The organism is Paeniglutamicibacter sp. Y32M11 (genome assembly GCF_019285735.1).
In the GTDB taxonomy this organism is placed as follows: domain Bacteria; phylum Actinomycetota; class Actinomycetes; order Actinomycetales; family Micrococcaceae; genus Paeniglutamicibacter.
Window position 1 is genome coordinate 2,089,885 of the sequence record NZ_CP079107.1, and the last position, 20,127, is coordinate 2,110,011.

General features: G+C 65.1%; 19 protein-coding genes and 1 pseudogene. 9 read left to right on the forward strand and 11 right to left on the reverse strand.

From position 1 onward, the window contains the following. Window positions 1–87: 87 nt before the first annotated feature. The 5 genes from KUF55_RS09185 to KUF55_RS09205 all read right to left on the reverse strand — a co-directional run bounded on the left by KUF55_RS09185 (window position 88) and on the right by KUF55_RS09205 (window position 4,435). Window positions 88–843: a glycosyltransferase family 2 protein gene (locus KUF55_RS09185; RefSeq protein ID WP_218816431.1), complete on the reverse strand. Its 756-nt coding sequence runs from the start codon at window positions 841–843 to the stop codon at window positions 88–90. Continuing rightward, complete coding sequence (locus KUF55_RS09190) at window positions 836–2,209, reverse strand: bifunctional PIG-L family deacetylase/class I SAM-dependent methyltransferase (protein WP_218816432.1); 1,374 nt, start codon at window positions 2,207–2,209, stop codon at window positions 836–838. Before KUF55_RS09190 ends, KUF55_RS09185 begins: the two co-directional genes overlap by 8 nt. Next, complete coding sequence (locus KUF55_RS09195; RefSeq protein WP_218816433.1) at window positions 2,203–3,270, reverse strand: acyl-CoA dehydrogenase family protein; 1,068 nt, start codon at window positions 3,268–3,270, stop codon at window positions 2,203–2,205. Before KUF55_RS09195 ends, KUF55_RS09190 begins: the two co-directional genes overlap by 7 nt. A 6-nt stretch (window positions 3,271–3,276) precedes the next feature. Next, window positions 3,277–3,954, reverse strand: a complete 678-nt coding sequence (locus KUF55_RS09200) for a DUF6766 family protein (protein WP_218816434.1) — start codon at window positions 3,952–3,954, stop codon at window positions 3,277–3,279. Window positions 3,955–4,174: 220 nt separating this feature from the next. Then, a complete protein-coding gene (locus KUF55_RS09205) occupies window positions 4,175–4,435 on the reverse strand; it encodes a GlsB/YeaQ/YmgE family stress response membrane protein (RefSeq protein ID WP_218816435.1) in 261 nt (86 codons plus the stop codon). A gap of 295 nt (window positions 4,436–4,730) precedes the next feature. Between KUF55_RS09205 and KUF55_RS19040 the strand changes: the two genes are divergently transcribed. Further along, window positions 4,731–4,838 carry a hypothetical protein gene (locus KUF55_RS19040; protein ID WP_218816436.1) on the forward strand — a complete coding sequence of 36 codons (108 nt, stop codon included), beginning with the start codon at window positions 4,731–4,733 and terminating at the stop codon, window positions 4,836–4,838. A gap of 350 nt (window positions 4,839–5,188) precedes the next feature. Here KUF55_RS19040 and KUF55_RS09215 read toward each other — a convergent pair whose 3' ends face one another. After that, window positions 5,189–5,500: a hypothetical protein gene (locus KUF55_RS09215; RefSeq protein ID WP_132357607.1), complete on the reverse strand. Its 312-nt coding sequence runs from the start codon at window positions 5,498–5,500 to the stop codon at window positions 5,189–5,191. Between the two features lie 488 nt (window positions 5,501–5,988). Between KUF55_RS09215 and KUF55_RS09220 the strand changes: the two genes are divergently transcribed. The 8 genes and pseudogenes from KUF55_RS09220 (at window position 5,989) to KUF55_RS09255 (ending at window position 15,117) form a co-directional block, all read left to right on the forward strand. Then, the gene (locus tag KUF55_RS09220; protein WP_218816437.1) at window positions 5,989–6,705 is read left to right on the forward strand and encodes a GAF and ANTAR domain-containing protein; all 717 of its coding nucleotides are present in this window, start codon (window positions 5,989–5,991) and stop codon (window positions 6,703–6,705) included. Window positions 6,706–7,086: 381 nt separating this feature from the next. Then, entirely contained in the window at window positions 7,087–9,240 is a 2,154-nt protein-coding gene (locus KUF55_RS09225; protein ID WP_255556930.1) for a glycogen debranching N-terminal domain-containing protein, read from the forward strand. 20 nt (window positions 9,241–9,260) lie between these two features. Further along, complete coding sequence (locus KUF55_RS09230) at window positions 9,261–10,307, forward strand: glycosyltransferase family 4 protein (RefSeq protein WP_218816438.1); 1,047 nt, start codon at window positions 9,261–9,263, stop codon at window positions 10,305–10,307. Between the two features lie 114 nt (window positions 10,308–10,421). Further along, window positions 10,422–10,988, forward strand: a complete 567-nt coding sequence (locus KUF55_RS19045) for an HAD hydrolase family protein (RefSeq protein ID WP_370630988.1) — start codon at window positions 10,422–10,424, stop codon at window positions 10,986–10,988. Between the two features lie 1,020 nt (window positions 10,989–12,008). Beyond that, on the forward strand, window positions 12,009–12,920 hold the full coding sequence (locus KUF55_RS09240) for a hypothetical protein (RefSeq protein ID WP_218816440.1): 912 nt from the start codon (window positions 12,009–12,011) through the stop codon (window positions 12,918–12,920). Further along, on the forward strand, window positions 12,917–13,375 hold the full coding sequence (locus KUF55_RS09245; RefSeq protein WP_218816441.1) for a phage holin family protein: 459 nt from the start codon (window positions 12,917–12,919) through the stop codon (window positions 13,373–13,375). The genes KUF55_RS09240 and KUF55_RS09245 overlap by 4 nt, the downstream gene beginning before the upstream one ends. Beyond that, window positions 13,372–13,986, forward strand: coding sequence for a DUF3618 domain-containing protein (locus tag KUF55_RS09250; RefSeq protein ID WP_218816442.1), 615 nt, complete (start codon window positions 13,372–13,374; stop codon window positions 13,984–13,986). The genes KUF55_RS09245 and KUF55_RS09250 overlap by 4 nt, the downstream gene beginning before the upstream one ends. Before the next feature lie 96 nt (window positions 13,987–14,082). Next, a pseudogene (locus KUF55_RS09255) lies at window positions 14,083–15,117 on the forward strand (alcohol dehydrogenase catalytic domain-containing protein). Between the two features lie 134 nt (window positions 15,118–15,251). Here KUF55_RS09255 and KUF55_RS09260 read toward each other — a convergent pair. The 5 genes from KUF55_RS09260 to KUF55_RS09280 all read right to left on the reverse strand — a co-directional run bounded on the left by KUF55_RS09260 (window position 15,252) and on the right by KUF55_RS09280 (window position 19,969). Next, window positions 15,252–15,461 carry a hypothetical protein gene (locus KUF55_RS09260; RefSeq protein ID WP_132357618.1) on the reverse strand — a complete coding sequence of 70 codons (210 nt, stop codon included), beginning with the start codon at window positions 15,459–15,461 and terminating at the stop codon, window positions 15,252–15,254. Between the two features lie 319 nt (window positions 15,462–15,780). Then, entirely contained in the window at window positions 15,781–16,203 is a 423-nt protein-coding gene (locus tag KUF55_RS09265; protein WP_255556932.1) for a hypothetical protein, read from the reverse strand. Window positions 16,204–16,461: 258 nt separating this feature from the next. Then, a complete protein-coding gene (locus KUF55_RS09270; RefSeq protein ID WP_218816443.1) occupies window positions 16,462–17,583 on the reverse strand; it encodes a YihY/virulence factor BrkB family protein in 1,122 nt (373 codons plus the stop codon). Between the two features lie 415 nt (window positions 17,584–17,998). Next, complete coding sequence (locus KUF55_RS09275) at window positions 17,999–18,991, reverse strand: DNA topoisomerase IB (RefSeq protein WP_218816444.1); 993 nt, start codon at window positions 18,989–18,991, stop codon at window positions 17,999–18,001. Continuing rightward, on the reverse strand, window positions 18,992–19,969 hold the full coding sequence (locus KUF55_RS09280) for a Ku protein (RefSeq protein ID WP_218816445.1): 978 nt from the start codon (window positions 19,967–19,969) through the stop codon (window positions 18,992–18,994). Window positions 19,970–20,127: the final 158 nt, after the last annotated feature.

Consider the following 20,127-nt stretch of genomic DNA (forward strand, 5'->3'; position numbering starts at 1 on the left):
GTCCCAGGACTGGACCGGGATGTTGCGTCCGGTGTTGCCAACCTACGCACTTCGACCACGGGAGGCAAGGCACTGCACCCGTGCGACTCAGGGGCCGGGCCTGCCGACGTGCGACAAGACACCGGGGTCCAGGGTCCGCAGGTAATCGGCAAAACCGGCCTCCAGCCGGCCCCGCAGGCGCCCGGAGGTGACGGCGTGCAGCCGGGTGGTGGCCCGGATCCGCGCACCGCCGGAGCGCAGCTTGTGGACCAATAATTTGTCCTCGTGCACCGGCACCGGATCGAAGCCGCCGACAGACACGTAGGCCGAGGCCCGGACCCCCAGGTTCGCTCCGTGGACGTGCCCGTGCCCCTCGGTCCGGACATATGACTGCTGCCACAATCCAAAGAGGCGTTCCCCCAGTTCCGCCCGATCCGGTTCCACCGTCCCGGTCACCACGTCGACGCCGGATTCGGCCAATGCCAGCTGCCCGGTCAGCCAATGCCGCGGCACCCGGGTATCGGCGTCCGTGCAGGCGATCCAGGTATGCGCGAGCTCACTGCGGCCCGCCGCGGACGGTTCGCCCAAGGCCAGCGCCACGCCGGCGGCCCGGGTGGCGCCCACGGAACCACAATCCACGGCAAGCACCTCGACGCGGCGATCCCGGGCCACGGCGGCCTCGGCGATCGCCTCCGAGCCATCGCGGCAGCCGTCTAGGACCAGGGTGAGCCCCACCCGGAGCCCGGGGCGTGCGTCGCCCAGCTGGTTCATGGCGGCCTGCAGGTGCCGCAGGCAGCCGCCGAGCAACGCCTCCTCGTTGCGCACCGGCACGACGATGGCCAGCCTCCGGATCCCGTCATTCATCGCCGGCGCCGGGCCTTTCGAGGACTTCGAGGATGAAGTCGGTTTCGCGATGCAGCAGCTTGGGTTCCAGGCCCAGGTCCCGGGCGGCGGCATGTACCCCGTCGCCATCCAGGGGCCATCCCTCCACCGGATGCAACCAGTGGCACAGCAGCAGCTGCCCACCGGGGGACAGGGACTCGCGGCAGCGCAACAGCAACTGGTCCAATTCGTCGGCGGCCAGGAAGTACCCGATCTCCGAGACCACCACGAGGTCTTGGGAGGCCGGTTCGATCACGGGCCACTGGTGCGGCAGCACCGCCCGGAGCAGGGATACGTGGGGCTGGTCCGCCACCCGCTGCGCGGCATCCCGCAGGGCCACCTCGCTGGCGTCCAACGCCAGCAGCGACCGGGCCCGCGGTGCCAGTTCGCGGGTCAGCACACCGATGGAACAACCCAGTTCCAGCACCGTTCCGTACCGCCGGCGCGGCAATGATGCGAGGGTGATGGCACGCTTGCGTTCCTCGTACTCGCTGCCCAGGTAGTGCCACGGATCGGGACGCCGGGTGTAGAGCGCGTCGAAGGTCTGCACCGCCGTTCCGGAGTCCCGCAGCCCCGCCGGCGTGTACCGGTAGGTTTCGGCGGGGCGGGTGAAATGCTGCAGGAAGGGGCCTTGCAGCACGGCCGCGTCCTGCGGCGCGGCAGAGAGCGGGGCGATCTGCGAACGGTGGGATTCCATCGCGGCGGCCTTGGCAGCCGCGGTCTGCGGATCCAGGGCTAGGGAATGCCAGCGGGTCCAGGCGGGATCGCCGTCGGGCCGTGCCCAGTGCCAGAACCAGATCGGGTATTCGAGCAGCCCCAGCCCGAGTTCCTGGGCCAGCCGCGCGGCCAAGGACCCGAGTGCATCGTGGTCCCCGTGGCCGTCGTGGCGGTAGGGCGCCACCAGGAGCGTGCCCGGTCCCGGGCCGGCGGCCCGCACTGCTGCCTCCACCGCCGAGATGTCCTTGGCCAGCGCGCCGTCCGGCAGCCCCAGCAACTCTAAGGTGGCGGTCGCGCCCGCGGCGCCGGCCGGGCCCAGCGCCGCGAGAGCTTCTTCGAGTTCGGCGGCCCGGATGCGGGCCAGCCGCTCCGGGGGATGACCCGGAGATCCCGGATGCGAGGCCTCGCCGGCGGTCGCCACGATGACGTGCACCCGGGCACCGGCGGCCAGTGCCAGGCGGACCAGGCCCCCCGCTCCCAGCGTTTCGTCGTCGGGGTGCGCCGAGAGGACGAGCACCATGGGTGCGCGCCCAGGTTCGGCCTCCGCCGGAAGGGGCGGCAGCTCGCCCACGCCTAATTCGACCCACAAGGCCTCCGGGGTGCCCGGATCGGTGTGGCTGAAGTTCACCATCGGCCGGTGCCTCCGTTCGCATCTTCGAGCAGGAGTCCGCCCAACGCGGCATCGTCGCGGGACGAGTGGTGTTGCCTGATGTAGATGCCCAGGTCCGCGACCCTGCGCGCATGGTCCCGGTCGAATCCGAGCGGGGCCGGGCCCAGCGCCCGGCCGGCCAGCACCAGCAGGCGTTCGCAGGTTTCGGCGATGTGGCCCCGGACGCGTTGGGCGGTTTCCCACGTCAGGGTGCCGTCATCGGCATCTCGGGCGGCTTCGCGTAGCAGGGCCGCGCCGGAGGCCAGGAGTCGGTCCGCCTCGCCCAGCCAGGCCCGGGCCAGCTGGTCCGGTTCACGCCCCTGCGCGGAACGAAAGAGGGTGCGGTAGATGCCCACGGCACCGCCGAACCAGCAGGCGGCCACGCCCACGCCGCCGACCGCGAATCCCGGCCGGTCGAGGTACCAGTTGGTGGCGCCCACCGGGTGGGCCCGGGCACCCGAGAAATCCACCGGCTCGCTGGGAATCCTGCCCAGCCCGTGGCTCTCCCAGGAACCCGAATGCGCGGTGACCCCCGCTTGGCGCAGGTCCACGGCGAAGGCCCGTCGTCCGCCGTCGACGTGGGCCGTCACCACCGCGTGGTCGAGGGTTCCCGCCAGGGAACACCAGGGCTTGAGGCCATCGAGTGTCCACGCGGCCCCGGGTGTTTCTTGCCGTGCGGTGGCGGGTTTGTTCGCGCCGCCCTCGGCGGCAAACACCCCCCAGGTGGTTCCCGGTTGCCAACCGATGCCGGCATGCGACAGGATGGCGGCGGCATCCAGGTGCGGTTCCACGGTCCTGGCTGCGGCAAGGTCCGCGCCGGCCAGCGTGGCAAGGAATTCCCACACGGCGGTGGTCCGCCCCGATCCCGGGGTCGGCGGTGCTTCACGGGAGTCGGCCAGGGCCGCAAGGATCGGTGCAGGATCCCCTTGGCAATGGCGCGAGGCCATGAGCAATTGCGTTTCCACGTCCCAACCCAGAGTTGATGAAGACCCGACGGCGGGTTTCGCTGCGGGGGAGAAGTTCACGTGCCACACATCGGCCATTGCTTCCTATTCCCCTTCCGTGGAGGTCTCGGTGTGCGGGGTTCCGACGGGCTTGGATTCCGCGGAGCCGCGTTGTCGCAGGTAGATGGACAGGGCGACCATGCTGCCGACCGCCAGGAACTCGGACTGCCAGTTCTGCAGCGTGCGGTCCCAGAAGTCCGCGCTGAAAACGTACTGGATCCACTCGACGGGCGGCTGTCCGTGGTCGAGCTGGTCGGCGTTGTAGACCATGGTGCCGGCAACCGACTGCAGCCACCAGGACGCAAGGAACACCGTGCCCATGACCAGTAACAAGGAATTGGAGTACAGCTTGAGCCGCCATCCGCCGACCGTGGCCCATTTCGGCGAGTTCGGTTTGGCGAATCGACCGACCAGTTGGCTTTCGTCGGTGCCCACGCCCTCGTCGCCTGGCTTTTTGGACTCCGGGGACCCACGCTGGATCAGCCAAATGGTGGCGAGGATGAACAGGAAGAACTGCAGGTACTCGGACTGCCAGTTTTCGGCGACGTCGACGACGAAGTTGCTCGAGGTCACGAATTCCCAGTATCCCGCCGGGGAAGACCCGTGGGCGATCTGGTTCTCGTTATACACCCCAAGTCCCGCGAAGGACTGTCCCACCAGGGCACCGAGGAAAAGGATCGCGAAAGTGATACTGAGCATTTGGGATCGTAGTGCTTTGCGCATTGCCGTTCACCTCCCGGAGAAGCCAATGATGACCATGAGTAACAATCCGACGCCGATCATTCCAAGCCACAAGCTAAATTGAGTTCTCATGGAGCGAGCGTATGACCTGTGGCGGCCCGCGTAAAGGAAAATGCGCGGGGGACAAGCGGCAGGGGAATTTTGGCCGGGTCTGCCGGGTGCCGGTCTCCTGCCAGGCAGCGAATCCCGATTTGTGCAGCGATTATGTCCGCTTGCGCGTCGAAAGCCCCCAAACTACGAGAACGATCAATGCTCCGCCGATGGTCAGCAACCATGTTGACAGGTCCCAGAATTCATTGATTTCGATACCAAAGATTGCCGATTCGATCCATCCGCCGAGAACGGCGTCGACGATTCCGAGCAACAGGGTGACAATCCAGCCGCCACCCTGTTCGTCTGGTTTGATGACCTTTGTAATGGCGCCGACAATCAGTCCAAGAACTATCCAACCAATGAAACTCATAACTATTCTCCGTTCGGACGAAGGTTCAGTTTCAGCATCATTTGTGGCGAGGCACGTTTCGACCCTCCATGGAAAAAATACTGAGGGTAGCTACTTTGCAATGTTGGTATTTGGCATTCCACATAGTGGGGATTTTGCTTAGTGCCGTGATCTAGCAGATCGCGGGCATCGTTCGTGCCATGATGGGACCGCCGGTGGCCGGCAGGGATTACCCGTCGTCGCTTCTGGAGCATGGCTTCTGGAGCATGGCTTCTGGTTCCGTGCGGAGGCCCACTGCCTTGATTACTTGGCGAGGTTGCGATGGTCGGATGGATTTGCGTGTCCTTGGTGCGTGGGGGCGGTGACTGGTCGGATTCCGCGGGATTGCACCGGTGCTCCGATTGCGGGCGTCGCATCAGCGTGACTGCGAGGACGGTACTCCATGGGACACGCACGCCGTTGCCCGTGTGGTTCGAGGCCGCTGGGCTGATGTCGGTCTCCAAGCTGGGGCTGTCCGCGCAGAATCTGATGCGCACCACCGACCAGCGATGACTACACCGAAGGCTCGGTCGCACGCTAAGGATGGATCCAAAGCCGGTGACTGCCGACTGGTAGCTTAACGAACGAAGGCCCACCCCGACATATTTTCGAGGTGGGCCTTCGCTTTGGCGGATTAAAACGTGCGGAACCAAACATGGTCCACCGGCCAGGCGGCCACAAGTTGCGCCTGAAGCAGTGCACGGCCGAATCGGGGCGGCTCCGACGTCTGTACGCTCAGCGGGGGAGATGCTCCGGCGGGCGGTGCAGAGGGACCCTACGGTAGTTGTCCTCCGAGAAATCCTCGTTGCGCCAAGTCATTTCCAGAAAAGGCGGAGAGGTGGCCCAGCCGGCATCGTCCTTGATGCCATTGAGGCCAATGAATTCGCCGTCGGGCAGCTTGGATGCCTTGAAGGACCAGTCGGCTTCGCCATCCACCGTGATCTTTCCCGTGGTGCGCAAATCAACGTCGTACACCGCGTATCCGGTTCGGTTGGTGACATGCGCAGTCAGCGAATTAATCCATTCGAGTTCCAGTTTCCGTGTCATGAATTAAGCCTAGACCGATCTCCCGCCCCGGTCGCGGTTTTTGCAACCCGCTGCCGCGACGGGTTTTCGTCCGCGCCCGTGCGCGTTCTACACCCCTTGCGTGGGGCCTCAGCTTGCTGCACCGCATTGGCGAAAGGGACCTGCGGCCAGCCCGTCCTCGGCGCTTCGCAGTCCAGATGGCAATTATGGCCTGATTGGGTTTGATCCTGGTGTGGCCCAGCCGAGCGACGGCGATTCGCATTCCCCTCGGTGTGCCGTGATCGGCCGTGGCCTGCTCCTTCGGTGCTCGACGACAGCCTGTTGCCCGGCTTACCTTGCGCTGCGCCTTGCCTGGGGCCACAATGCACGTAGTCTTGAGATGGATGTCACTGGTTGAACACCATGTTTTCCCGGTTGGCCATCGGCGATCCCCAGTTTGATAATGTGCTTCCCAAGGCCGCAGAAGTCCCAATCTGGATAGGCGGGGGACCCGTTCGAAAGGTTGAATGATGATCGCCGTAAACGAGTACCTGAGGGATCTGCTTCTTGAAACGCTCGATTTGGAATCCTTTCTCAACGCGTTGACCCACGTCAGTGCCGAGGCATTGTCGGTTGCAGGGGGCCCGGTGCATGTGGGCATCACACTGCGCCGGCACAAGCGCGTCGGCACCGTGGCCAGCAGCAGCGCTCTGGCCCAGGAGCTTGACGAGGTGCAGTATAGCTATGGCGAAGGCCCGTGCCTGAGCGCGTGCAGCGAGCAGCGCACTATCAGCGTCCCGGACATTTCGCTCGACCGCCGCTGGCCCGACTACTTCCAGGCAATAGCCACCGTTGGCATCCGCTCCATGCTTGCCGTGCCGTTCACGCTGGATTCGGAGGACACCGCGGCGATCAACCTGTACTCGATGAGGCCACATGCGTTCGACGATGAGGCGATCACGCAGGCCGAGGCCTACTCCCAGCAGGCCTCGGCCCTGCTGAACTTGGCCGTGACGGTAGCCCAGCTCCGTGACAACGAGGAAAACCTGAGGCTCGCCCTGGCCTCCCGCACGACCATCAACTTGGCCGTGGGGATCATTATGGGCCAGAACAAGTGCAGCCAGGAACGGTCCTTCGAGATCCTCAAGTCGGCCTCGAGCTCGCGGAACATCAAGCTGCGCCATGTGGCCGAGGCGGTCATTGCCTCGACGACCAACGTCCCTGTCACCACACATTTCGAGGCTTAGCGCGAAGCTGCGCCGGATCGATTCGGCTTTCCGGTCACCGGTGCGCGGGACGTGTCCATCGGCCGGTCATCCCCGCGGTGGACCTCGGGGACAGGGCGTTCGATCCGGCGGTGCCCTCCGACGTCTGGCCGGCGGCCCGGTGCCTAGGCGTGGAAGGAAAACCGCCGCGGCACGGCGTGCAGAATTGTTTCCATGCCCGCCGTGATCGGACTACGCTGGGTGGTGTGCTCAAGCAGCGGGCCGCGGCATCCTGTGTCGATGGGTCTTGACAATGTACGCCCACTCTCGCACCCCTGCTCCCGGGGGAACCACGGCGGCCGTGCGCCGCCGGCATCCCCTGCCCGCGCTGCGCTCCGTCCGAAGCCGGGGTGGATGCAGATGGTGAGCGCCTGGACTTCCGGGGTCGGGGCACAGCTGGCCGGCCCCGGGGCCGTCACCATCCTGCACGGAACCACGTTTGCGCTGGCGGCGTCAAACGGCGACATGGACGGAACCCGCCCGCACGGATTCTTCTTCCGTGACACCCGCTTCATCTCCGGCTGGCGGCTGCAGGTCAACGGCAAGGACGTTGAGCCCCTGGTGGGCACCGCCATCGAACCCTACAAGGCCATGTTCGTGGGCAGGGTGGCCGCCAGCACCCTGGAAGCCGAAAGCCACGTGCTGGTCGAGCGCCACCGTAGTCTCGACGGCGGCCTGATGGAGCGCATCGTGGTGCACAACTACTCGAACGCCGAATTCTGCGCCACCATCCACCTAGAGGTGAGTGCGGACTTCGCCGACCTCTTTGATGTTAAGGCGGGCATCCGCCGCGCGGGCAACGGCTCGCTGTCCCACCACCGGGACGGGGCACTGGAATTCAGCGGCGGCGTCGACGGGCACCAGTTGTCGGTCCAAATCTGCGACGCCCAGGCTTCCCCGGCGCCCGGCCGGCTGGAATACAGCATCGTGTTGCCGCCGCAGGGCCACTGGTCGACGGAAGTGGCCATCAAGCCCTCCATCAACGGGCAGAGTCCCGAGCACGATCCACGCATGGGCGATGCCGCGGGAGCCACCGACAGCCCGTCAGCCCGCCAGCAGGAGTGGAAGGAGCAGGTACCTTCTGTGCAAGTGTCCGACCACGCGGTGGGTCGGGCGCTGCTGACCGGGCGTCGGGACCTGGGCTCGCTGCGCATCTTCGACCCCGCGCACGACGGGCGGGTGGTGGTGGCCGCCGGCGCGCCCTGGTTCATGGCCCTTTTTGGCCGCGATTCGCTGATCGCTTCGTTCCTCTCGCTCTCCGTCGATCCCACTCTGGCGCTGGGCACCATCCAGGCGCTGGCCGAGCTCCAGGGCACACGCACCAATCCCGACACCGAGGAAGAGCCGGGCAAGATTCTGCACGAGGTACGCCTGGGATCCGCGCCGTCCAAGGAGCTGGGACGCTCCGGCGCCTACTTTGGCTCCGTGGATTCCACCCCGCTCTTTGTCACCATGATCGGGGAACTGACCCGGTGGGGTCTGGGAGGCGCAACCCTGACCCGGCTGCTGCCCTCGGTCGACGCGGCGCTGGGCTGGATCGAGCGCACCTGTGCGAAGAACCGCCACGGGTTCCTGACCTACCAGCGCTCCACGCCCACGGGCTTGGCCAACCAGGGCTGGAAGGATTCCTGGGACGGAATCACCTTCGCCGATGGGAGGATCGCCCAGGCACCGCTAGCCCTGTGCGAGGTGCAGGGCTACGTGTACACCGCCTACTTGGCCCGCGCCCTGATCGCCCAGCAGGCAGGCGACAGGGAAACCACCCAGCGCTACGCCGCCAAGGCCCGGCGCCTCAAGGCCGAGTTCAACCAGCGCTTCTGGCTCAGTGACCGCGGCTACTTCGCGCTGGCCATTGACGGGAAGGGCAGACAGGTCGATTCCTGCGCCTCGAACATGGGCCATAGCCTGTGGAGCGGGATCGTGGACCACGACAAGGCACCCATGGTGGCCGCTGCGCTGCTGTCCCCGGCGATGTTCACCGGCTGGGGCGTGCGCACGCTCTCCAACAGGATGAAGGCCTACAACCCGGCCAGCTACCACAACGGGTCGGTGTGGCCGCACGAGAACGCGCTGATCGCCGGCGGGCTGATGCGCTACGGGTTCATTTCCGAATCCCAGCGCCTGGCCTCCGCCCTGATGCAGACCGCCGATTTTCTCGACGGGAGGCTGCCGGAGCTTTTCTGCGGGCTGGACCGCTCCAGCCACCCGCTGCCGGTGCCATACCCGACCTCCTGCTCGCCGCAGGCCTGGGCGGCGGCGGCCCCCATGCACCTGCTGCGCGTGATGCTGCGCCTGGACCCGGTGCTGACCCAAGGCAGGCTCTACCTAGATCCGGTGTTGCCGGCCGAGTGGGGAGAGGTGCACCTGCGCAACATCACCGTGGGCGAGAACAGAATCGACCTCACCGCCCGCGGCACCGAATTCCGCGTCGAGGGCGCGGCGGAGGGGCTGGAAGTGCGCCGCGGGCGCCGCGGTCCGTTGGCGGACATGCTCGATGTGATGTCGGACAGGAAATGATCTAGGGAAGGAGACGCCGGATGCGGATCGGACTCATCGCTCCGCCGTGGCTCACCGTGCCGCCGGCCGGATACGGCGGCACGGAGGCGGTCGTGGGCCTGCTGGCGCGCGGGCTGGCGGAGCTGGGCCACGAGGTGGTGCTGGCTGCGGCCGCCGGGAGCCCCAGCCCGGTGGCACAGGTCCCCGGCTCCCTGCCGCCCGAACCCCGGCACCTGGGCCGCGGCCAGGACGAGCTGCGCCACGTGCTCAACGCCTACGCGCAGCTGCAGGGCGTGGACATCATTCACGACCACACCCTTGCCGGTCCGCTGCTGCGCCTGGCCGGCAGCGGGGTTCCGGTGGTATCCACCGCCCACAACGCCATGTCCGAGGGGTTCCTGCCGATCTATACAGCGGTGGCCAAATGCGCTTCCCTGGTGGCGATCTCCCAGCACCAGCGAACCACCGCCACGGGGGTGGCGGTCTCCCGGGTTATCCATCACGGCATCAACGCCGAAGAAATTCCGGTGGGGGCAGGGATGGGCGGCTACGCCTGCTTCCTGGGCCGTATGCACCCGAACAAGGGCGTGCTGACCGCCATCAGAGTCGCGCGCCGGTCCGGGGTGCCCCTGCGCATCGCGGCCAAGATGCAAAGCGCGGGGGAGCGGGAATACTTCCGCGAGGTGATCCGGCCCGAGCTGGGCGGATCGGTCGAATACCTTGGGGAACTGCGGGCAGCGGAAAAGTTCGACCTGCTCGGCGGCGCCCTTGCATTGCTGAACCCCTTGCAGTGGGACGAGCCCTTTGGTCTGGTGATGGTCGAAGCCATGGCCACCGGAACCCCGGTGCTGAGTACCACCCGCGGCGCGGCCCCTGAGATCGTGGTTAACGGCATCACCGGCTTTCTGCGGGACACGCCGAAAGCACTGGCAGCCTCCCTGCCCGAATGCACGGGGCTTGACCGGCGGGAGTGCCGACGCGCGACCGAAACCACCTTCGGGGTCGATCGCATGGTCAGGGACCACGTGGCTTTTTATGAAAATTGCCTGGCGGGGACGCTGGTGCCGCGCGCGCTGCCGCGCCTGTAATCGGGCCAAAGGGACCGGGATCCGGCAAGGCGCCGCAGGAGAATGCTACGGGTCCGGGCCGCCCCGGTAGATTCGGTGAGCATGCACGCCAAGTCGCAAATTCCCTCAAAAACCATGCAAGCTGCCTTCCTCGTTGTCGATGGCACCTATGCCGACTACGGGGTAGTCCCGAAAGCCCACGCGGCCGCCGTCTGCACGGCACGCGCGACGGGACACAAGCTCCTTCTTTGCACCGGGCGTCCGCTTTCCATGCTTCCGACACACATTTTGGAGGTCGGATTCGACGGACTGGAGGCGAGCGCCGGTGCATACGTGGAAGGTGGGCGGCGAAATCCTAATGGGCCGCTGGTTCTCCGAGGGGATGGTGGCATGAACCCTTGCTGCCTTCGACGCTCACGATGCCGTATGCGTCCTAGAATCCCCGGAATCCTTCCAAGTCCCTCGCGCTGCGGACGAACGGCTGCCGGAAATCATCGAGGCGTACTTCGACCAACGCTCAGACGGCCGGGTTGTCGGCTTCTCGGTCATCTTGGGATCCGTGGCTCCGATCACCGCATTCCGCAAGTCTGGTCGATTGGGGTAAATGAAACACCCCTTCTGATTTTGAAGTCCAGGACATCAAGAGGAGTTTGCCTCGGAGAAGTCGGCCGGATGAGCGGCTGGCTCGGGCTCAAAGCCTGAAGTTCCCGAAAGTTCATAATTGGTGTGCATCAAGCACGTTAAGTCAGTTGCAAGTGCGCGAAATCGGTCATCTTGGAACTTCCAGCAAGGGCAATAAGTGGTGCCCACCGTCGTCCAGAAAAAATCCCGTCGCCCCATCGCTGGCAGTGGAATCACCGTCGCGACCGGAACTTAGTCTGAAATAGGCGGAATGGCACTCCGGGTCAGTTCGTTGCATTTGGCTCCGGTCTTCCACGAGACGCAGGGGACCGGGGTTCGAGCAGTGCCGCGCGAACGGATTTCTTCTGGGTCACGCTGACGGGCGCGATGCCACGGGGTGGGCCAAGTTCTTCAGCGTGTTGGTGTGGCACACGTGCACCAAGAGTGTCGATACATTGACGGAACTTGTCGTCGGCGACTGGCGGTTGGTCCGCAGGCAGAGCGTGCCCGTTAGGGAGCGGCGCGGCTCCGGTCCACCGGTAACCCGCTTCCGGGTTCCTCCGGTGCCGTGGCGGAGCCACGTCCTGGGCGGCCGCGCAAACCAGGTCCAAATCACCCATGGCTTGCCGGCCGTTCCGAAGCTCTCCTCATTGCCCTTGTCCCCACTGATCCGTGTGCCACATCCGTGGCGGGGTTCTTGCTGCACTTGGTCACAGTCAAGCATTCGGAGCAAGGATTTGTGCCGCAACCGGCACCCGATCCAGGGAACAGCCAAGGAAAAATGGCAATTAGCCGGTGCTGGTGTCAAAAAGGTTGTGCAGCCGCGCCGATATTGATTTGCTACTTAATGCAACCCGATTTCCCCAAACAGGCGATCGGAGTAGCAATTTGGTTGGGTGTCCCGGGCTGCGGTCCAGGACGCTGCGGGGGTCATGGCCCGTGGTGAACCCGTTCGATATCAACGCAAATTCATTGACCGCACCGGATCCCCGGAACCGGTGCGAGGCACAAAGCGGGTCCGCCAAGCAAGCCGCGGGACGCACTTTCCGACGAATACGGCTCGCCCAATTGCGGCGGGCATGGATCAACTGGAGGTCACCAATGAGTGAGAATGATCTTAACGCTGCCTATCGGCCCAAGAACAACATTGACCGGGACCGAGACGCAGCTGACGACAGGGGACTGGAACCGGATGTGCACACGCATCCCGACGTTCCTTTCGAACCAATTAGGCCACTGGAACCCGCCGACCCTCCGGCACCGGTGAACCCGCAAGATTCGGGCTCGTTCGCTGCCGCGGGCACGGAGATGCCGTTGGCCCCGCCCCCGGCCATAACAGAACCCCCCATGGAGGGCGAATCCGGCATGAGGGCGCAAGCCGAGGAGGAAACCCAGGCGCTGGTCCGCGAGGGCGTGGATTCCGCCAAACACGTGGGACAGACGGCCAAGCGCGAGGCTGAAGAGGTCTTGGACCAGGCCAAGGAACAGGCATCCAACCTGTTTTCCGAGCTTGGATCGGACATCCGCGAACAAGCGGGAACCCAACAGCAAAAGATTTCGGCCAACCTGCGCCAGATCAGCGGGGACCTGCGCGACATGCTCGCGTCCTCCGATGCCTCGGGCAGCGCGTCGATGTTGGTCGACCAGGCCGCAAAGCACAGCGGGAACGCGGCGGACTGGCTTGAACAGCGCGAGCCCGGTGACCTGATTGACGAAGTCAAGGGCTTCGCCCGCCGACGGCCCGGGGCCTTTTTGGGCATCGCTCTGGGTGCGGGACTTCTCGCCGGCCGCATCACCCGCAATGCCGGAAGCGGGCCGGACCAGAGCCGGAAGAACGCCGCTGAAACCCCCGGATTCCCGGAGGCCGCCGAACCGCGAACGGCCAGCCCGCTGCCTCCGACGGTGAACGCTACCATCGGTGAAGGCGCAGTAGGCGGCACCGGGAGCAACCCGGGTGTGGGCTACAACCCTTCGGCGGTGCACGCCACCGAGCAGGGGTACACCGGGCCATGAGCGAATATCCAACAAAGGCATCGGGAGCCCACCGCACCGACATTCCCCCTGGAGAGGCGAAGGGAGTCCCGCACACGGATGCTTCCCTCGGAGAACTTTTCAGCGACCTGAGCCAGAACGTCTCGGAGCTGGTGCGCCAGGAAGCGGAGCTTGCCAAGGCCGAGCTGCGCCAGACCGCACGTTCGACGGGCAAGGCGGCGGGACTTTATGCGGGCGCCGGCGTGGCCGGCCACTTCGTACTGCTCTTCCTCTCGCTTGCGGCAATGGTCGGCCTAGCCTCCTGGATGGGTTATGGCTGGTCCGCGGTGGTGATCGCGGTGATCTGGGCGATCATTGCCGCCATCATGGCCACGCTGGGAAAGAAGCATTTCAAGGAGGTCAAGGGCATGCCCAAGACGGCCGAAACCATTAAGGACATTCCGCCAACATTCAACCCCCAGGAGGAAACCCCATGAACCGGAACCCGGAAGAGATCCGTGAGGACATCGAACGTACGCGCGGCAACCTTGGCGAAGACGTTGACGCGATTGCCGACAAGGTCATGCCCTCGAACATTGCCCATCGGCAGAGCGAGAAGATCAAGGGCTCCGTGCGCCGAGCCAAGGAAGCTGTTATGGGCTCCGTGGATGAGGCCGGCTCGGCCGTCCCGGAGGCCTTGCACGAGGCACCCCGCGCCATGGCCTCCGAGACCCGCGGAAACCCGCTAGCCGCCGGGCTGATCGCCTTCGGCGCAGGATTGCTGGTTTCCTCCCTGGTCCCCGGGAGCGAGAAGGAACGCGAGATGGTCCACACGCTCAAGGAGAAGGCGGAGCCGGTAACAACAGAGATCTCCGAGGCCGCGAAGGACATCGCCCAAGACATGAAGCAACCGGCGGCTGAGGCCATGGAAAGCCTCAAGGACTCGGCCCGAGAATCGGCGCAAACGGTCAAGGAGGAGGCCTCGGACGAGGCAATCTACCTGCAGGATGAGGCCAGCGGCGCCGCGGCGAACGTGAAGGATTCCGGGGGGCGGACTGGGCCCGGCGTCCCACCGGGCGCTCCGGCGCACCGAACCGGCGGCATTTAGGAACGCCATGCACCACGCGGCGGGGCCGGGATTTTCCCGGCCCCGCCGCGGCTTGGTGGCGGGGCCGGGCCATCCCCATCCACCCCCATCGACCGAATGCTGGAGGAAACCAAAAAGGCATTGACCTGGCAGGGAAAACGCAAGATTGAATATTCCGAGGTGCTCCACCCGCGCATCGAAGACCAGGGGGACATCATCAAGGTGAGCTCCACCGCGATCTGCGGATCCGACCTGGACCTCTATGAAATGATGGGCCCGTTCATGCATGCCGGAGACATCGTCGGGCATGAGTCCTTGGGCATCGTCGAAGAAGTCGGATCCGCGGTCAAGCGCGTGTAGGTCGGGGGCCGGGTTCTCATCCCCTTCAGCATCTCCTGCGGCCGCTACCGAATGTGTGAGCGCGGCCTGCAGTCCCAGTGTGAAACCACGCAAGTGCGCGCCCAGAACAAGGGCGCGGCGTTCTTCGGCTACTCGGAACTCTATGGCCAAGTTCCCGGGGGACAAGCGGAGTACCTGAGGGTCCCGCATGGCGATTACGGGGCCATCGTGGTGGGCAGCGAACTACCCGATCACCGCTACCTCTTCCGTTCCGACATCCTGCCCACGGTGTGGCAGGGCATTGCATATGCGGACGTGCCCGAACGGCGCGCCATGGCCTAGCGCCACGGCATTGAAACCATGGAGTTCGACAAGTACATCGCCGAAAGGCTGCGCGAAGCCACACAAGATGGACCCGACGCCGTGCTGGATGCGGTGGGGATTGAGGCCTATGGCTCGCCCGGCGCGCAGCTGTTGCAGCAGGCCACCGGCCTGCTGCCGGACAAGGTGGCGCAATTGGCGATGGGAAAAGGTCTCGGTTGACCGCACCGCGGTGCTGCATGCGGCGGTGCGCCGCGGCGGCACGATTGCGCTCAGCGGTGTCTATGCGGGGCCCGCCACTCCCATGCCAATGCTGGAGTTGTTCGACAAGCAGATCCAGCTTCGCTCAGGCCAATGCAATGTCACCGGAAGGCACAGCTTCTGCCGATCGCTGAGGACGCGGATGACCCGGGGGACCGGTGGGGTCCGCATGACCAGATGACCAATACGGTGCCACTGTCCCGGGGCCCGGAACTCTACGAGACATTCTAGAAGAAGCAGGATGGCTGCATCACGGTGGTCCTTGAGCCGTAGGGAATCGCAGCGGGCGGGGCCGGGGACGAAAACGGGCCCCCGGCCCCAACTCGTTAACGAGCCGGGGCCGGGGGCCCGATGACCGGAGCGGATCAGGCGGCGACCAACGGACGCCCTCCGGCGAGCTCACGGTCGTCGCGAAGCAGGGACGGCTCGCTGGCCGCATCCACTTTCTCCTCGGGAATCCCGTGGTCGAGAGCTGTCTGAACGATGGCATCCAAAGCTGCAATGCGCTCCCGCAGAAGGACACGCGCGGAGGCCACGTCCTCCGCGGCTGCGTGGATCAAATCCAGTTCATGCACGTCAAGAACCTTTCGTTGTCGATGACATTACATAATATGAATTCTAATAGGTTTGAAATTATCGTTCAAGCAAATCGACGCACGGTAGGTGGCGGGTGGAGAGAAACCGCGAAGTCCCCATGGCGGATGAGGACCTGCAGGACTGCCTGGTTCCGCCCGAACCCGGATGGCGCCAACACCTCGTCCTCTCCAGTGGGGAAGAGGTGTTGGCGGCGATCCCCATCGGCACGAGGCAATCATGGACACCACTGAAAAGGACTTCGGCACCGGCTGGGCAGCTTCGGGGGTCCGCCGGGCGGCCCCCTGCCGGGATCCGCGCTCAGGCGTTGATTTCGTGCTGTTCGCTGTTCGATTTTTTCGCCGTAGCGCCGGTCTTGCGCATCCCGCTCAACGACCGGGATGCGCAAGACCGGCACCCCGTCGTCATAGGCGGCTCCGTTGTGTCCGTTATCGAGGTTCTCGCCAAGGACCAATTGCCGGTTGTGGGGCCCGCGGGAGCGTAGGCCGCGAGGATCGCGGCGTTCTCGGCCAGCGGCTCACGCTCTGCCGGGTCGGTGGCCACATTGCGTTCAACGTCCAAGTCCGTGGAATTCGGGCTGATGCCTGGCAGGTTGAATTCCATGTTGACGACATCGCCATCCCGCCGCGCATCCATCGGCAGGGGGTCCAGCACGGCAGTGGACCCCGGTAGTCGCTGGGCGAGCCGTTCGAGGTCCCGAATCGGATCTGTGCGCATCAACATGGATTTTCACTCTTTGTCCGCAGCGTTGTCCGTTGCTTCCGCCGCCACGGTCTCGGCTGCTGCAGCATTTTTATGGCATTGTCATCGAGGTGTTGCAATATGCTGTCGAGGAATTTCTTGGGGAAGGTTTCAGCAGGACCGACCCTGCAAATAGCTGCTTGAGCACCGGGCGCGGCTACCCGGTATGAGTCAGGCGACACGCGGGAGGCTGTCCGCCCAGATCCGCCCGGCGGTCCCCGAGCCGCTGAAACGGCCTTTCTACCGTTCGTCCTTGGTATTCCTGCCCTGATCGGGATCGTCGGATTCGGCTTTCAGGCGCAAGTCCCTTCCGTCCCGGATGTCCTTGTCTTCCTGCTTCCGCAGTTTGTCGCTGGCCTTGGTGTCGCGCGGGGGCAGCTGGAGGGACTCCTCGGCCTCGATACCGCCTTGCAGTTCGCGTCCGCGTTCGGTTTCGCTGTCGAAGATGGCACCAAAGAGCAACGAGAGGTTGGCAATCCAGATCCAGAGCAACATCACGATGACCCCGCCGATGGCGCCGTAGGTCTTGTTGTAATTGCCGAAGTGTGAGACGTAGAAGAAAAATCCTAGGGTGGCGATCGCCATGACGACCAGGGCGATCACGGAACCCGGACTCAACCAACGGAATTTGGGCTGCTTGACGTTTGGGGTGCCGTAGTAAAGCACGGCAATGAGTACCACTGCGAAAATCACCAGGACCGGCCACTTGGCAATATTCCAGACCATCACCGCCGTTTCGCCAAGCCCGACCGCATCACCGATGGTCTGGGCAATTGGTCCGGAGACGACAAGCAGAACCGCCATGACCACGGCGATCAACAGCAGGACCAGCGTCAGAAGCAGCATCAACGGCTTCAACTTGTAGAAGGGACGCCCCTCTTGCACATCGTAGATCTGGTTGACCGCGCGCCCGAAGGCACCGACATAACCCGACGCGCTCCACAGGGCACCCAGCAGACCGGCGATCAACGCGAATCCCGCCGACGGGGCGCTGGCCAACTGCCCGATGGGCTGGCGCAGCGTATTTGCGACCTCGGGACTAGCGACGCCGTCCACGATCTGCATCATTGTTTGGGTCGTGGACTGCGCCTGTCCCACCAGCCCGAGCAGCGAAACCAAGGCCAAGAGGGCGGGAAAGATCGAAAGCATGGCGAAGTAGGTCAGCCCAGCGGCAAGGTCGGTGCACTTCTCGCGAGAGAATTCCCGGATGGAGCGCTTGAAGATGTACTTCCAGGATGCGCCATCGAGCTCGGTGGGCCCATCCGGCTTCCGTTCGTCATCGGGTGCCGGAGCCGACCGGCCCTTTTGGGCGGTACCGGCGGCCGTTCGGCTCGCGCTTCTGGTTTCATTTCGACTGGACATGCCAACACCTCAACAATCGATGGTCTTCCGCGGTCGGTTTCCCCCTCGCCCAAAGCTAAGCACGCACCATGGCGCGGGACAAGGATTTGCACATGCCTCTTCGGGCGGTCTTGATCGGGTCGTCATCACGCGGGCGGGTTCCGCCCGCCTGGGTGGCCCGTGCGGCTGCGGTGCCTTTTCTTCCGTGCTGCCAAGGCTATCCCGGTCCCTTTGAGCCGGATCCACGGCAGGATCGCCGGGGTGGACACCACTTCGGCCATCGAGCCGCCCTGTACGACCAGGTCCCTGGACACGAACTTGGGCCTGGTCGGCCCGGTGGGGCCAACGTCCCGTTCAAACGCACCGAGCAGCCACGGCCAGCCGAAGGACCGCGCACGGCTGCAACAAGAGCCCAGCGGCACCATGCTGCGTTGGCTCACCCGGGTTCCTGCCCGTCGCCCTCCATCAGCAGGGCGAGCACGGCGCTGTCGGCTTGGCGCCGCGGATCGGCCACGACGCCGCGCTCAAAAAGTTCGATGGCCCGCGGGTTCACATAGGACCCGCGGGCGATGGCCGGGGTGTTGTGCAGCCATTGGGCCGCCTCGTCGATGGCCGCTGTCACTGCTTCCGGGGAGGTATCGCCGGCGCGCAGGGAACGGGCCAGTGACAGCGCGGCCACGACGGTGCCCTGCCAGGTGCGGAAGTCCTTGGCGGTGAAGCCGTGCCCCGCCACCTCGCCGAGGTACGCATTGACCTCGTCGTCCGAAACAGGCTTCCATTCCTTGCGCCGTCCCATGCGCACCGCGTGGCAAATGGCCGGGCCCGAGCGGGGGGTGTGCGGTAGGGCGGCAAAGTACGCGGCCAGCAGCTTGTCCGTGAGCGCGACGTCCCAATCGCCGGCGGACTTGCCACGGAACCTCAGGTGGATAGTGTCGCCCTCCACGCTCACGTGGCGCTTGAGCAGCGTGGTGGCGCCAAAAGAACCATTCTCCTGGGCATAGGCGGCGCCTCCGACCCGGAGCCCGGCGTTGTCCATCAGGCGTACCGCGGCAGCCAGTGCCCGCAGCCGGGGCGCCCGCTCTTGCTTGAGGTCGCGGGTGACTCTTCGGCGGATCGTGGGCAGGCGCTGGGCGAAGGCCAGGGAGCGAATGAATTTCTCGTGTTCGCGCATTTGCCGCCATCGGGGGTGGTAGATGTATTGCAGCCGCCCGGCGGCGTCCACGCCGGTGGCCTGGATGTGGGCCGAGGGGGCGGAAGCGATCCACACCTGGGTCCAAGCCGGGGGGATGGCCAGCGCGTTGATGCGCTCGAGCAGGCGAGCGGAATGGATCCTGCGGCCGTTGGCCGAGATGTAGCTGAATCCGCGTCCGGCGACCCTGCGTCGGATGCCCTTGGTGCCGGGCTGAACCCGTTCCAGTTCTTGGTCCATCTAGGCTCCCTTGCGGGTCTTTGTCCGGGCTGCAGTGGTCTCGGAGGCCTTCTTCTTGGCGGGCGTATTCTTCTTGGCCGAGGCTTTCTTCTTGGTGGAAGGCTTCTTTTGGGCGGACGTCTCGGCCCGCTTCGAATCAGGGGCGCTCCTGGTGTCCGCGCTCTTTCCCGCCGCCGGTTTGGCGGGAGTTCGCTTGTTGGCGATGCTGCGTTTGAGCGCCTCCATCAAATCGATCACGTCCCCCTGTTCCCCCGTGTCCGAGGTGTCGCCGGTCCCGAAGGTGGCCTCGGTGTCCAGTGCGTCGCCTTGCTTGAGCTTCTCGCGAATCAGCGTGCGCAGCTGCACCTGGTAGTCGTCCTCGAATTCCTCCGGGGTGAAGTCGGTGGTGAATTGCTTGACCAGGGCCGCGGACATCTTCATCTCCTGCGGACTGATCTTGCTGGCGGTGCGGGCGGAAGCGAAATCTGCCTCGCGCACCTCATCGGCCCACAGCATCCCCTGCAGGACCATCACGTCCCCGCGCACCCGCAGGATGCCCAAGCGGGTCTTTTGCCGCAGGGCAAACTTCACCACCGCCGTCAGTTCCGTTTCCTCGAGGGTCTGGCGCAGCAAGGCGTAGGCCTTGGGCGACTTCGAATCCGGGGCGAGGTAGTAACTGCGCTCCAGCATGATCGGGTCGATCTGGTCGTTGGGAACAAACTGGACGACGTCGATTTCCCGGCTTTTCTCCGCGGGGAGGGCTTCCATGTCCTCGTCGCTGAGCACAACGGTGCGTTCCCCGTCGTCAAAGGCCTTGTCGATGCGTTCGTAGGGGATCTTCTTCCCGCATTTCTCACACTTGCGCTGGTAGCGGATCCGCCCGCCGTCCGCGTCGTGCACCTGGTGCAGGTCCACATCGTGGTCCTCGGTGGCGCCGTAGGCCTTGACGGGCACATTGACCAGACCAAATGCGATGGATCCGCTCCAGATTGCTCTCATGGACCCAGTCAAGCACCCGCGCCCGGCCTTGACCAGTGAATGCACGCCGGACAGGGCGTCGGTGCAGAGTGTTCCACCGCCCGCTGATTTCCGGTCCCTGCTCGCCGTGGGTGGGAAAGGCTCCCTCGCGCAGCCCACCGGTGATGGAGGGCTCGTAA

Coding starts and splice junctions, on each gene's coding strand:
- KUF55_RS09185 (WP_218816431.1), bottom strand. CDS start 843: ATGAATGACGGGATCCGGAGGCTGGCCATCGTCGTGCCGGTGCGCAAC.
- KUF55_RS09190 (WP_218816432.1), bottom strand. CDS start 2,209: ATGGTGAACTTCAGCCACACCGATCCGGGCACCCCGGAGGCCTTGTGG.
- KUF55_RS09195 (WP_218816433.1), bottom strand. CDS start 3,270: ATGGCCGATGTGTGGCACGTGAACTTCTCCCCCGCAGCGAAACCCGCC.
- KUF55_RS09200 (WP_218816434.1), bottom strand. CDS start 3,954: ATGCGCAAAGCACTACGATCCCAAATGCTCAGTATCACTTTCGCGATC.
- KUF55_RS09205 (WP_218816435.1), bottom strand. CDS start 4,435: ATGAGTTTCATTGGTTGGATAGTTCTTGGACTGATTGTCGGCGCCATT.
- KUF55_RS09215 (WP_132357607.1), bottom strand. CDS start 5,500: ATGACACGGAAACTGGAACTCGAATGGATTAATTCGCTGACTGCGCAT.
- KUF55_RS09220 (WP_218816437.1), top strand. CDS start 5,989: ATGATCGCCGTAAACGAGTACCTGAGGGATCTGCTTCTTGAAACGCTC.
- KUF55_RS09230 (WP_218816438.1), top strand. CDS start 9,261: ATGCGGATCGGACTCATCGCTCCGCCGTGGCTCACCGTGCCGCCGGCC.
- KUF55_RS19045 (WP_370630988.1), top strand. CDS start 10,422: ATGCAAGCTGCCTTCCTCGTTGTCGATGGCACCTATGCCGACTACGGG.
- KUF55_RS09240 (WP_218816440.1), top strand. CDS start 12,009: ATGAGTGAGAATGATCTTAACGCTGCCTATCGGCCCAAGAACAACATT.
- KUF55_RS09245 (WP_218816441.1), top strand. CDS start 12,917: ATGAGCGAATATCCAACAAAGGCATCGGGAGCCCACCGCACCGACATT.
- KUF55_RS09250 (WP_218816442.1), top strand. CDS start 13,372: ATGAACCGGAACCCGGAAGAGATCCGTGAGGACATCGAACGTACGCGC.
- KUF55_RS09265 (WP_255556932.1), bottom strand. CDS start 16,203: ATGTTGATGCGCACAGATCCGATTCGGGACCTCGAACGGCTCGCCCAG.
- KUF55_RS09270 (WP_218816443.1), bottom strand. CDS start 17,583: ATGTCCAGTCGAAATGAAACCAGAAGCGCGAGCCGAACGGCCGCCGGT.
- KUF55_RS09275 (WP_218816444.1), bottom strand. CDS start 18,991: ATGGACCAAGAACTGGAACGGGTTCAGCCCGGCACCAAGGGCATCCGA.
- KUF55_RS09280 (WP_218816445.1), bottom strand. CDS start 19,969: ATGAGAGCAATCTGGAGCGGATCCATCGCATTTGGTCTGGTCAATGTG.